At 60.5% G+C, this 12,906-nt stretch carries 11 protein-coding genes; 6 read left to right on the top strand and 5 right to left on the bottom strand.

The genetic code is table 11. From position 1 onward, the window contains the following. Window positions 1-28: 28 nt before the first annotated feature. Both C6W91_RS19765 and C6W91_RS19760 read right to left on the bottom strand, forming a co-directional pair. Window positions 29-322: a hypothetical protein gene (locus C6W91_RS19765; RefSeq protein ID WP_370571445.1), complete on the bottom strand. Its 294-nt coding sequence runs from the start codon at window positions 320-322 to the stop codon at window positions 29-31. Between the two features lie 448 nt (window positions 323-770). Further along, window positions 771-1,850 (bottom strand): AraC family transcriptional regulator, encoded by a 1,080-nt coding sequence (locus C6W91_RS19760; protein ID WP_274867618.1) that lies wholly within the window; start codon window positions 1,848-1,850, stop codon window positions 771-773. Between the two features lie 417 nt (window positions 1,851-2,267). Here C6W91_RS19760 and C6W91_RS19755 point away from each other — a divergent pair, with 417 nt between their 5' ends. Next, window positions 2,268-3,158: a 2-dehydro-3-deoxygalactonokinase gene (locus C6W91_RS19755; protein WP_370571444.1), complete on the top strand. Its 891-nt coding sequence runs from the start codon at window positions 2,268-2,270 to the stop codon at window positions 3,156-3,158. Between the two features lie 64 nt (window positions 3,159-3,222). Here the strand turns inward: C6W91_RS19755 and C6W91_RS19750 are convergent, their stop codons facing one another. Next, entirely contained in the window at window positions 3,223-4,017 is a 795-nt protein-coding gene (locus C6W91_RS19750) for a TIGR03084 family metal-binding protein (protein ID WP_274867622.1), read from the bottom strand. Window positions 4,018-4,118: 101 nt separating this feature from the next. On the opposite strand from C6W91_RS19750, the gene C6W91_RS19745 reads away from it, so the two are divergent. Further along, window positions 4,119-4,790, top strand: coding sequence for a TetR/AcrR family transcriptional regulator (locus C6W91_RS19745; protein ID WP_274867623.1), 672 nt, complete (start codon window positions 4,119-4,121; stop codon window positions 4,788-4,790). A gap of 5 nt (window positions 4,791-4,795) precedes the next feature. Then, entirely contained in the window at window positions 4,796-5,938 is a 1,143-nt protein-coding gene (locus tag C6W91_RS19740; RefSeq protein WP_274867624.1) for an acyl-CoA dehydrogenase family protein, read from the top strand. Between the two features lie 15 nt (window positions 5,939-5,953). On the opposite strand, the gene C6W91_RS19735 is transcribed toward C6W91_RS19740, so the two are convergent. Then, window positions 5,954-6,961 (bottom strand): hypothetical protein, encoded by a 1,008-nt coding sequence (locus C6W91_RS19735; protein WP_274867625.1) that lies wholly within the window; start codon window positions 6,959-6,961, stop codon window positions 5,954-5,956. Between the two features lie 328 nt (window positions 6,962-7,289). On the opposite strand from C6W91_RS19735, the gene C6W91_RS19730 reads away from it, so the two are divergent. The 3 genes from C6W91_RS19730 to C6W91_RS19720 all read left to right on the top strand — a co-directional run bounded on the left by C6W91_RS19730 (window position 7,290) and on the right by C6W91_RS19720 (window position 11,351). Next, window positions 7,290-8,597, top strand: coding sequence for a hypothetical protein (locus tag C6W91_RS19730; protein ID WP_274867626.1), 1,308 nt, complete (start codon window positions 7,290-7,292; stop codon window positions 8,595-8,597). Between the two features lie 207 nt (window positions 8,598-8,804). Then, window positions 8,805-9,590, top strand: coding sequence for an EAL domain-containing protein (locus C6W91_RS19725; RefSeq protein WP_274867627.1), 786 nt, complete (start codon window positions 8,805-8,807; stop codon window positions 9,588-9,590). Window positions 9,591-9,740: 150 nt separating this feature from the next. After that, complete coding sequence (locus C6W91_RS19720; RefSeq protein ID WP_274867628.1) at window positions 9,741-11,351, top strand: calcium-binding protein; 1,611 nt, start codon at window positions 9,741-9,743, stop codon at window positions 11,349-11,351. Between the two features lie 120 nt (window positions 11,352-11,471). On the opposite strand, the gene C6W91_RS19715 is transcribed toward C6W91_RS19720, so the two are convergent. After that, window positions 11,472-12,791, bottom strand: coding sequence for an ATP-binding protein (locus C6W91_RS19715; protein WP_274867629.1), 1,320 nt, complete (start codon window positions 12,789-12,791; stop codon window positions 11,472-11,474). Window positions 12,792-12,906: the final 115 nt, after the last annotated feature.

Genomic DNA, 12,906 nt, shown 5'->3' with positions numbered 1-12,906 from the left:
AAGTGTCAGATAGCTTCAGGGTCGTCACTCACGAGAAATTTCGGGTTTTGGGGTAGGCGCGGTATAGCAGCAAATCTAGGGTCCGTTTTCCAGCCCGACGATACAGCTCCGGACGCGAGGACCGGCGGTGCGGCATCTGCAGCGGTTCATAGTGTGATGGACCGACCCATTGGGCCACGTTGGCATTGGCGGCCTGCGCTGTCATCGCCTGTCGCAGAGCTTCATCCTTGAGCCGTTTCAAAACCAAGGTTCCCTGCCCAGCAGTATCGACTGAAGCAAATGACAGCATCGGAACTTTATTCTTACGCAACAGGTCCGTCATCAAAATCCCCATTCCTCACCAGACCCCATGGGTCGGGCACACCGCATCCTGCGGAACCGTTTAATTTGCACAGGTCCGGCATGGCAGCAGCCGGCAACACACGTCTGTAATTGAAGGGTCTGATAGGACGCGCCCCCACGCGTCTTCCCTGCACCCACTTCTCCGCATTTAGGGCGAAAGAACTTCAAATTATCGACACATTCTTTTTAATATATTTTTATCTAAATTGCTGCGAGTAAATGAAAAAAGGTTAACCAGCCACATTTTCACCTGAATTCCAGCGCATTCGGGAAACAATAATCCAAAATATGCTCACACTGTTGGGGAACTGGGGAATATAGACCCGGAATCGGTGGCGCAGCGCACCTCAGCCCCCACATGGCATCCGGGCTAAGCGTGCACGCTATCAGCCTGCAACAGAATGAGATTCGACAGGATCACGGCCGTTTCAGGAGCCGCTGCGGAATTTTCCGGGGCTTTTTCCTGTCCAACGCTTGAAGGCATCGTTGAACGAGCTGAGCCCGCGATAGCCCAGCAAATGCGCGATCTCTGCCAGAACCAGATCGCTGTGCAACAGATATTGCGTGGCCATTTCCTCGCGCAGCTTTTCCAGAATTTCGAAATAACTGGTACCCTGATCGCCCAGCTTGCGCGACAAGGTACGGGGACTCATGCCAAGGTCCTGCGCCACGGTCTCCAGCGCTGCCGTCCCCGAGGCAAGTCGACGGGAAATGCTCTGCTCAACTTGCGATGCGATATCTCTCTCCCCGGCCATCATGGTCTTCATCTGCGACGCGGCGCATTGAAGCAAGATGCGCAACAGGATCGGGTCACCTGTCGCAAGCTCCCGCGTCAGATCATCGGTTTCGAACCGTAACAGGTTTTCAGGCGCACCAAACTGGACACGGCAGCCAAAGAACTCTTCCATCTCGGCGGCGCCGGACAAACGGTGATGGCAGAACGCCACCTGCCGCAGCCGGATACGGGTCTGGCTGGACCGGCGCAGGTTCGACAGGATCAGCGCCACGAGGAATTCCACGTATTGTCCGCTTAGCTCGATCCCCGCCGTGTCTGGAGCAGATGTCCGCACTCGGCTTTCTCCTCCGCGGATCTCGGGGCGAGTGCCTGCATCCACCGCATAGGTCCAGATCAGCGCACCGGTTTCAGCAAGCTGTGAGCGATCGAAATGCAGGGCCTCTCCGAATAGGCGGGCGTAGTCCGACAGGTTCGACAGAAACCCCAGCACCTGCGGCGCACTCAGGGCCAGATACCCCAGAAGCCCGGCCTTGCGCAGATCGGTCTGCTGCCCGAACCGTAGTCCGAAGAGATCAATCTCGCTGATTTTCGCCGCATGCTGAAAGAACGATGCGATCGAACGGCTGTCGGTAAAAGGCTCTTCTTGGCCAACAAGACTCTGGCCAAAAGGCACCGCACGAAAGATCTCTGCCGAAGAATGCCCAAGCTCGGCCAGCCTATGCGCGGCACATTGGACGAAAATTGCATTTTCAAGGTTCAGATGCCGGGTCATAACACAAGCCCCACTCAAAACACACTCAACACCACAGCCAGAGGGCATCGTCTTGGCCCCTGACATGGCCTCTGTGGTGCATCCGGGCAGAGCGTCCCGGCGTTACATCCGTGCGTTGTACGCGGGTGCGCCGCTTGGCCAGGCAGCCCTACGAAACGCTGCAGGCTGCTTTTTCAATATAGCCTGATTTGAATATTTCCCAACTCTGTCCAGCGGAAACCGGCCACCGCTTGGCGTCTCTTCCGGTCATCCCCCCTCACCTTTTGGATAGCACCCCAAGACCTGCGGATAGGTCTGGCCGTTTTTGGGGGCGATCAAACGCCGTGCCAGCAACATTGACGGTCGCCTGCTTGCCTGTTGGCGGGAATCGCGTCTTTATGCGCGCCATTCCAAAACAGACGGAAGGCGCGGATGACCATGGCTGCAGATAGATCGTCTCTTTTTCAGTCCGACAACTGGATCGCTGCCGAGGCGCAGGGCACGGAGTGGACTTTCTGGGCCATGTCCGCGGACACGCCCGGCGCTCGCCGCAAGGCACATCTGCCGCAGGGCAGCAACGATCCGGCCTTGTCCGAGATCCATGCCGCGCTGTGCGGCGAGCTGACTGCATCGCAACTGCCAATTGTCGCCTGTGGCACCGGCCTGGCCGCACCGCAGGCCGTCCCGACGCGCCCGGACCAGATGCCATTGGCCCCACAAGGCAGCGCCCTGCCCCCGGAAACCGTGCTCATCACACTGCCCGGGCTGGCGCAAAAGGCGCCGCCTGCCATCATGCAGGGCGCCGAAACCTGCATCGCCGGGTTTCTGGCGCTCAATCCGTCCTGGGACGGGGTTCTTTGCCTGCCCGGCAAGACCACTCACTGGGCTCTGATCAGCGCAGATGAAGTCGTCAGCTTTCAAAGCTTCCTGACCGTGGAACTGGCCGAATCCGCCTGCGCCATGGCTGGATTGCAGGTGCAGGACTGGGCAGCGAGTGAGCTGACCGGAACCGTAGCCGACACCATGTCAAAGCCGGAACTGATGGCCGCGCGATTGGCCGAAGCCAAGGCCGCCATGCATGGCGGCAGCTGCACCCCGGAAGAGGCCACCGGGCGGATCTGGGGCGCCGTGCTGGGCGCCGAACTGGCCGCCGCCCGCCCTTACTGGCTGGGGCAAAATCTGGCGCTGATCGGTGAAAAGGAGACCGCCCGCCCCTATGCCGCTGCATTGGAACTGCAGGGGCTGCCGGTCACCATTGCAGACGCGGAACGCATGACACTGGCCGGGTTGACCCGGGCCTGGCGCAGCTTGCGCAAAGAAGACGACTAGCCTCCACCGTCGCGCCAGCCCCCTGCCCGCTCACAGGACAAATGGCCGAGGGCGCGCCAAGCGATCAGACCTTGTGACGGGCCCCTTTTGAGGGGGGCATTTCGGGCGGGCCAGCAAAACACTGGGCGATCTCCATCCAGCGCGTCGCGGTCGCCCCTGTCACCTCCAGCGCGGTGTCTTCGATATTGCGGACCTGCGTCACCACCTGCGCGAACTCCACCGCAGATCCGACAACCCGGTTGTCCTCTTGCGGCGTGTTCCATTCCCAGACCGCCGAAGACGGTCCGGTCAGCTGGACGAATGGCGCGGGGTCGGGCACCTCTTCTCCCCGGTTTAGGAAGGTCCAGCCATAAGTCGCAACGCCAAGATGGGCGATATTCCGGATCCGGTCCTGATCCACCCGCTCCAGCCCCAGAAGATCAAAGACCTCCTGACCATGCGCCCAGGTTTCCATCTGCCGTGCGGTGATTGAGGACAGCGCGCTCATGTCCGGGCCGACCCATTTCACCCGCGCCTTGGGATCGGCCACAGCAAAAGCATCGGCGCAGGTTTCCGCGCCAGCCTTCCAGGCCTCAAATAGCGCCCGTCCCGACAACCCGTCCAGCCAGGGGAACTGGCACTGCAGGATCGTCTTGCCCGATTGCATGTCCTGCACGATCGGGCCGATGAATGCGGCAAAGGCCTCCTCCCCCTTGAGCGAGGTTTCTGCCGCCACGTTGAACAGGTGCAGGTGGCCCAGCACGTGATCGATGGTCCAGTCTTTGAACTGCGTCGGCCTGTGAAACGCCTCTTCCGGCAGATCCTCCAGTATCGCCGCCAGCGCCCGGCTTTCGGCACGAAAATCCTCTGCCTGCTGCATGGATGCCCTCCTCCCAATTGAAATTCCGCTACGTCCGGCGAGCCCTTCCACGATTGAACCGACCGAACGTTCTGTTTTACGATTCCTCAAAGGATAGGCGCATGACACAGAAAACCGAAGACCAACCCAACGTCACCGCGCCCGGCGCTGCGGGCACAACGCGGGCCGAAACGCGGGCAGACAAGACCCGGCAGCGGATTTTCGACGCGGTCACGGACTGTCTGGACCAGTCGGGATACGCGGAAACCTCGATCAACCGGGTACAGACCGCCGCTGGTGTGTCACGCGGGGCGCTGACCCATCACTTTCCTTCGAAAGAGGAGATGATGGTGCGCACGCTGGAACATCTTCTGGCGCCGGTGCGCGGCCCGGAACAGGCGAGCGAAAGCGGCCATATGCTGCGCAAGGGCGGCGCGGCACAGGATTTGCCCGCCGAGCTGCACCGTCTATGGGCCCGGGTGATCAACACTCGCGAAGGGCGCGCGGTGATGGAAATCCTCGTCGCCTCGCGCACGGATGAAACCCTGCGCACGCGCATCACCCCCTCGCTCTGGGATTATAACGACGCCTTCAACCGTAATATCGCCAACCTTTACACCGCGTCCTCGGGCGAGGATCTGGCGTTGCTCTGGTCGATCTGCCGCAGCTTCATGCGCGGGCTGCACAGTCAGGCACCCTACGAACGCGATCCAGAGATCATCACCAAGATGGTCGATCTGTTCGCCCGCATCATGTCGCCGCATCTGGCGACCCGCCCCGGCCCCAAGGAGTAAACCGCATGCAAAGCCCCTTTGACACCGAAGAGCGCCGCGCCTTCCGCGAGAGCCTGCGAAGCTTTGTGGCGCAGGAAATCACCCCCTTCTGCGATGACTGGGACGAAGCCGGGGAAATCCCCTGGGAGCTGCACCAGAAAACCGGGGCGCTGGGCGTATGGGGTTTTGGCATCGACGAGAAATACGGCGGGCTTGGCTTTGACGACTGCTTCATGCGTGCCGCCTACAGCGAGGAAATCGCCCGCTGCGGCGCGGGCGGTGTCGCGGCGGCCATGGGTGGGCGTCAGATCTCGCTTGATCCCATTGCCCGGCTGGCCAGCGAAGAAATCAAGATGCAGGTGCTGCCGGAGGTGATCGCGGGGCGCAAAGGGTCTTCGCTTGCGGTGACGGAGCCGGGCGGCGGATCGGACGTCGCCAATATCACCACCACGGCGCGGCGGGATGGCAATCACTGGGTGCTGAGCGGCAGCAAGACCTTCATCACCGGCGGCATGACGTCGGAGTATTTCGTTATTCCTGCCCGCACTGGTGGGCCGGGGCTGGAGGGGATTTCGCTGTTCTTTGTCGAAGCAGACACCCCGGGGTTCACCCGCAGCGCGCTGAGCCGGAAAATGGGCTGGTGGTGCTCGGATCAAGCGACGCTGTTCCTCGATGACGTCCGCCTGCCCGCCGACCGGATGATGGGGCCGGAAAATCATGGCTTTCTGGCGGTGATGGAGAATTTCAACCTCGAACGGGTCGGGCTGATCGCCGGCATGCTGGGCATGATGAAAACCTGCCTTGAGGACAGTATCGCCTGGGCACAGGAGCGGCAGACCTTTGGCAAACCGCTGATCCGCCATCAGGTGATCCGCCACAAGATCGCCGATATCTCGGCCCGGATCGACGCGGTAGAGGCCACGCTCAACACGATCTGCTGGCAGGTGAACGAAGGGCGGATGCCGGTGGCCGAAATCTGCAAGGCGAAGGTGTTCACCTCCAAAGCCTGCGAGTTCTGCGCCTCCGAAGCGATGCAGATACTCGGTGGTGCAGGCTATCTGCGCGGCAACCGGATCGAACGTATCTACCGAGAGGTCAAGGTGATGGCCATCGGCGGCGGATCCGAGGAAATCATGCGCGATCTGGCGGTGCGGCAGATGGGGCTGTAACCGCGCAGCGGCGCGTCATACCGCCGAGGAAAAGCTGCGTTCAGCCGCCTCGAAATTGCGGGTCAGCGGCGCCGTCAAAGGCGATTGCGCCGAATAATAGGCCCCGACCCGGCACAGCTGCACTGCAAAATCGGGATGCGCGCCCGCATCATCGTATTTGCGCACCCGCTCCTTATGTAGCCAGCCGCGGCGTTTAACCTCCTGCTCAATCAGCTTCAGGCGCTGTACGCAATGCAGCGTCGTGTAGACTGACAAGTAATCCATGTAGTCGGCAATGTCGTGGCCACAGCCGGTATCGAAATTCTCGATCACGATATCGGCCATCACATCGGGGGCGATTGGCCAGGTTTCATCGGCAATCAGCCAGGCCAGATCCTCGGCCCCGTGGCGTAGTCCGGCGTATTCGAAGTCGAACCAGCGCAGGTATCCGTCGTCGCCGATGGCGGCATTGCCCGACCGGCAATCCCATTTCAGGAACTGCACACCGGGGTAATCCATCCGCTCTGCCACAGCCGCCATATCGAACTGGCGGGAGATGCCCACCGAATAGGGCTCCATCGCGGTCACCGAACCGACAAAGGAGGTGACCCAATCCGTGTTCGATCCCAGATGCGGCAGCATTTCCGCCAGGTTGGTTTGCCGCCCGGCGGCCTGGATCCGGAAGATCGCCGCCACCGCCTCGGCGGCCAGTTCGACCTGATCCTCTGGGTCCTGTTCCATGATCTCTGCATTCAGACGCATCTGGCCGGTGTCGGATTGGAACATCACATCATCGCTGACCCCCAGAACCTGCGGAATATCGTCACAATGGGGCGCTAGTTCCTCAAGTACATGCGCCTCCAAGTGGGTGCGGCGGAAATCGGGCCGCAGCGTGGCAATCACGTTGTGATCTGGATAATGCAGCCGCAAGGATGAGCGTGAATTGCCTCCCGGTGCAGAAATCCGTTCGGGGGCCGCGCCCAGAAGCATCTCAGCCTTGGCCGAGATATAGGCCTTGCGATCCTCAAAACTGCCGTCCGCCACGTCTGTCCCTCTTCACCTCAGCGTCTTTGCTCCTGTCCTGACAGCAGAAAACGGCGGTTTTCGGGACAAACAAGGGCAAAGGCCCGGAAAACGGACCGATTCGGGTGCCACTCGCTTTGGCTGAATATTTGAATCACTCCATTCGCAAAACAATAAGAACCCTCAGGATGGCTTTGTTTCCTGAAATATCTGATGCACGAGCGAATTTGACTAAAATGAGACGAAAATTTGTTCCACCCCAGCGTGTTTCATATGTTCACCGTTGAGCGGCACGCCTCCCATTTTGCGCCTGCCGAAACGCATCATTTCAGATCGTAGGGGTGACAATATGACTTGGGGACATTTTTCGCACAAAGGCTGGTCCGGTTGGGGAAAAAGCAGCGGCAAGGACGCCTGCGGCAGCAACAGCTACCACAATGGCGGCGTGCGCGGCGAACACTTCGCGCGCTGGTATGACGGACATCTGTCCGACCGGTTTGGCCACGGCGGCAAAGGCCATAAAAACTGGTGGGACCGCGACGAAAAGGACGATCACGGCACGGGCGGCAGCAAGGGGACCGGTGGCAGCAAGGGCTCCGGCGGAACCAAAGGCTCTGGCGGCGCCCGGGGATCGGGTGGCAAAGACGGCTGCGGCACGGGAGAAGGCACAGGTCGCGGATCAGGCGGCGGCACCGGTGGCGGCTCGAAAGGCCATCACGGCGGCAAGGACTGGTGGAACCACGGTGGCAAGAACTGGTGGGACCATGGTCGCAACGAAGATGACGATTGCGCGTCCGATGGCTCTGGCGGAACCCGCGGCTCTGGCGGAACGCATGGTTCTGGCGGCACCCACGGTTCTGGCGGGACTCACGGTTCTGGTGGAACCAGCGGATGGGGCAGCGGTGGCCATTGCGGCTCCGGAGGCACGGGCGGAACCGGCGGCACCGGCGGTACAGACGGCGGCGGCGGCGAAAACACCGACGATGGCAAGACCACCATCACTTTCACCCTGGGCGAAGAAGGCGGCAGCCAGGTGGACGTGTCCGTCACGCAGACGCCCGGCGGTGAGCTGTTCGTGAAACTGGATCCAACCACCTTTGACGGCCAGGAGGCTGATCTCGACGGCATGTTCTTCAACCTAAGCGACGACGGCCGCACCGATGCACTGCACTTCTACCCGGATGAAAACGCGTTGCCGGTGACCGGCCACAGCGCATCCGCCAATTCGGAGAACACGCTGGATAACGGCGCCACTGTTTCCGAAAACTATGACGCCCACGTGCAATTCGGACAGGTACCGGACAGCACCGAAGGGACCGTCAACAACCTCAACTTCACCCTGTGGTCCGAAGATGGCGCGCTGACGCTGCAGGACCTGGACCTCACCAATGTGTCGATTGTGGTCAACAGCGACGGTCGGGATCCGCAGGAGCTGCACGGCGGTCTGACTGATGAAGCGCAGGCGCAGGTCGAAACCGACCCGGCAGCGGTGAATGGCATGACGCTGGACAGCTGGTCCGAAACCCTTCCGGTCGCCTTTAGCCAACCCGCAACCGAACCGGATGTCATGTCTCTCATGACCCTACCGCCGGAGGATGACATGATGCCGGAAGACCCGGCTGACACGGAAGACGACATGATGGCCGAGGCTGTCTGAGGCCACGCTGCCTCACCATGAACCGAGAACACGTTGACCGGAGGCCCCCAAACGGGGGCCTCTGGCGGTTTTTGAGGATCACCATTACCGAGCCCCTTCGATCATCAACCGTTCACCGGAAAAGGGGGCACATCCCGCTGATGCATAAACCTTTCTTTAGGAAGAAAGGTTACACAGCTGGCCGACGGATCCTTAGGAGGTGCAGCGGTGAAACAGGAAAAATGTCAGGCCTGCCGGAATGGCGCAAAGTTCGACCTGCCCATCACCATGGCGTTCCAGCCCATGGTCGCCCTTGGCGCGGAAAAGATCTTTGCCTACGAGGCGCTGCTGCGAGGCAAGGACGGCGCTGGTCCGCGCGAAGTGTTCTCGCATGTCACTTCTGATACGCTTTACGCCTTTGACCAGAAGTGCCGCACCACCTCGATCGAACTGGCAGCAAAGCTGAACCTTGCGGAAACTGGCGCGCTCCTGTCGATGAACTTCCTGCCCAATGCGGTTTACGATCCAAAGGCCTGCATCCGGCTGACGCTTGAGACGGCCAAACGCACGGGATTTCCGGTGGACCAGATCATGTTTGAGTTCACCGAAACCGAACGGGTGAACACGGACAAGCTGATCGAAATCCTGACCACCTATCGCCGCCTTGGCTTCAAGACCTCCATCGATGATTTCGGCGCCGGCTATTCCGGCCTGAAACTGCTGACGATGTTCCAGCCGGATGTGGTGAAACTGGACGCCGGGCTGATCCGCAATATCGATGTCTCATCGGCGAAACAGACGATTGTTCGCAACACCATCAGGATGCTTGAGGAAATGGGTATCCTGATCGTCTGCGAAGGGATTGAAACCCAGGGCGAATACGATGCGCTATATGATCTGGGTGTGGACCTGATGCAGGGGTATTTGTTCGCCAAGCCGGGATTTGAGTCCCTCCCTGCGCCGCAATGGCCTGTCCACAGCGGCGTATCGATGGAGCAAAGCGTGCTACGCTGAGGCACACGCCACAAGTTACCGTAACGTCATCCACTTTTTGAGCGAATTCTCCCACCTCCGCCCGCTCCTATTTGATCCTGGTCACGTTCCACGCGTACGCCCGGCCTTAAAATTGCGCTGTATTTACGGGCACGGTGAAGGAGGTTTCCCATGTATCAACTGACCGAAGACGGCGACTGGACCAACGATTTTGACTACACTCAGACCAACGTCGCAGACATCCAACCCGGTCACAGCGTCAGCGGTACCGTAGGCGGCACCGATGCAGGCGATCTGATCCGGGTCTCACTGGCCTATGATCAGCCCTACACGTTTACCCTGGAGGGCGACGGAGTTTTCTTTGAGATGCTGGATGACGGCACCGATGCCGGGGCAACAATCGACGGCAACACGATGACCTACACGGCCGAGCACCCCTCGGACTATTATAACATCCGCGTCACTGGCAGCGGCAGCTACACCGTCACCATGCAGGGCCTTCCTGCGGATTATCTGGAGGACGAGGACGCAGGCGACATGAGCGGCGCGCCAACCCTTGAGATCGGATCCAGCATAACGGGCGTCATCAATGGCAGCGCCCGCACCGGAGAGACCGACTACTATGCCTTCCACGCGATTGGCGGAATGGACTACGGGTTCTCCATGGCGCAGGCTGACTCGCCTTTTGGGGCCACGTCCGGCGGCTGGCTGGAAATCCTCGACGCGGATGGAGAGCCGGTCGACGGTGTGTCCGGCGGCGCCAGCGCCTGGGACGGGTCAGTAAAGACCTTCTCGCCAGAGCTTTCCGGCACCTACTACCTCGCTGCCTGGACCTATTTCGGCTACTCCGGCGCCTATACGATCAGCAGCTATACGGACGCCGCACCAACCAACCTGGCCAGCCTCGGCACGATTTCCGCCACCGAAAGCGGTGGCTCCACAACGGTTACCCTGCGCGTTGATATCGCCGAGGCCCCCGAAAGCGATATCACGGGAACCGTCTCTGTCACCGCAGTGGACGCGGATTACTCTAAGACGGTCAACAGTTTCGACGCCGCCTTCACGCTGGAGGCAGGCCAGACCTATGTGAACGTCACCGTCCCGGTAGGCAGCAGTGCAGATTACTCAGAAGACACGATCTTTGTCGGTGATATTGCGGAAATTCGTGGTGCCGGGATCGACCAAGGTTTCCTCGCCTCAGAGAGCTTTGTCAGCGAGCTGAGCAACACCCCAACCGCGGGCGACGACGTTCTGGTCGGCACCGACGGAAAAGACCGCATTTTGGGCCTTGCGGGCGATGATGAAATTTCCGGCCTCGGCAGACGCGATACCCTGAAGGGCGGTGCTGGCCGCGACACGCTGGACGGAGACACTGGCAACGACAAACTTCTGGGCGGCACCGGTCGGGACAAGCTGTTCGGCGGCGACGGCGACGACAAACTGCTGGGCGGCGGCGCCCGTGACCGGCTGTTCGGTGGCAGTGATGCCGACATCCTGGACGGTCAGGGCGGCAACGATATTCTGACCGGCGGTCGCGGTCTGGATGTCTTCGTGTTCTCCGGCGACTTTGGAAATGACAAGATCCGCGATTTCAATGCTACCCGAAATGGAGAGGATATTGATCTGAGCGGTGTCGAAGGCATCACCGATATCCAGGACCTGCGCGACAACCACATGAGCCAGGAAGGTGACGACGTTCTCATCCAGGATGGCAACGGCAATTCGATCACGCTGCTCGACGTCGATATGGCCGACCTAGGTGTGGGCGATTTCATCTTCTGACCGTGTAACCGGATTTTCCACCGGGCCTGCATCGCGCAGGCCCGACTATTTTGACATTGACCAGCAGGTGCCCTGCCCGTTCAACCGTTTCGCAGCCCCTCAGGGTATAGCTGTAATTCCTCAGCGTGCGATCACGATATCGGCCTGCAACCCGCCCAGTTCGGCGCTTTCGGTCAGGCGCAGCGTGCCGCCATGCGCCCGCGCCACATCCACAACGATAGCAAGCCCCAGTCCAACCCCGGTTCCAAGGTTCTGATTGCGCGCAGCATCCAGCCGGGTAAAGGGACGTATCGCATCACCGCGCTGCGCGGGGTCGATACCGGGACCGTCATCCTCGACCCGGATGCGCAGGGATTTTTCCGTCAAAGTCACAGAGACCCGCGCCCGGCTGCCATATCGTACCGCGTTCGAGACCAGATTTTCCACCGCCCGGCGTATCGATTGCTGGCGTAGCATCACGGTGCCAGATCCGCTCAGCTCTCCCAGCATCACATCCTTGCCTTGCCGCTGCCAATCCTCGACGATGGCATGCGCCATTTGCATCGGATCCACCGGTTCAGGCTCGCCTGTTGACGCACCGCGGGAGAAATCCAGAAAGGCATCCAGAAGCGCCTGCATTTCATCGACATCACGTAACAGCGGTTCCGCTTCCTCTTCGTCCAACATCGCCAGCCCCAACTTCAGCCGAGTCAGCGGCGTGCGCAGATCGTGGCTCACCCCCGACAGCATCAGCGTCCGCTGCTCGATCTGCCGCTCGATCCGAGCACGCATATCCACGAAGGCGCTGCCAGCCGCCCGTACCTCTGTCGCGCCGCGCGGCGAATAAGGGATCATCCGTCCCCGGCCAAAGGCCTGCGCCGCATCCGCAAGCCGCTTGATCGGGCGCAGCTGATTGCGCAGGTAGATGAAAGAAATCAAGGCCATGAAAAGGCCGAAGAAAACCATCGTCACGATCAGCTGATGCGGCGCTGCCGCAGTCAACCGCCGCCTGTCCACCCGCAGTTCCATCCTGCCAAGGTCGGTATCCAGGAACACCTTGACCTCGCGGTTATCGGGAAACTGCGCCGCGACAAAACCCGGCAGGTCCTGCTGCATCTTGTCCCGGACAACGCGGCCAGAGAATTCGTACCACCCCACCAGATCCTGCGGGTCAGGTTCATCCTCCTCAAGGAACCGTGCCCCCATCTGCAGAGGCTGCAGGAACGGAGCAATCCGCACCAGCATGTCCTGTTGGCTTTCCGCGCCTGCGCCCTGCTGTTGCAGCAATGCGATCTGCTGCATCACCGTGGCCGTCATCTGGGTGGTCACATCCTCCAGATCTCGTTTGATAAAGACGATGGAGACCACAAGCTGCATCGACACGATAGGCACGATCAGGATCAGCGCCGCCCGGCCATAAAGGCTCCGTGGAGAATATTGTTTGAGCCTTTGCAAGAACATGCGCTAAGCCTACAGGGTCGCCCCATGGCTGTGAAGGCACCCGGCAGGCTTTTGCCCACCGCGCCAGCAACAAAAGGAACGGATACCCGAATGCAGGCTCCAGACGATTTCAATC

Origin of the sequence: Phaeobacter sp. SYSU ZJ3003, assembly GCF_041300735.1 — a bacterium.
Lineage (GTDB): Bacteria > Pseudomonadota > Alphaproteobacteria > Rhodobacterales > Rhodobacteraceae > Phycobacter > Phycobacter gallaeciensis_A.
Note: the sequence above shows the minus strand (reverse complement) of the source record. Positions and strands in the feature narration are given on the sequence as shown.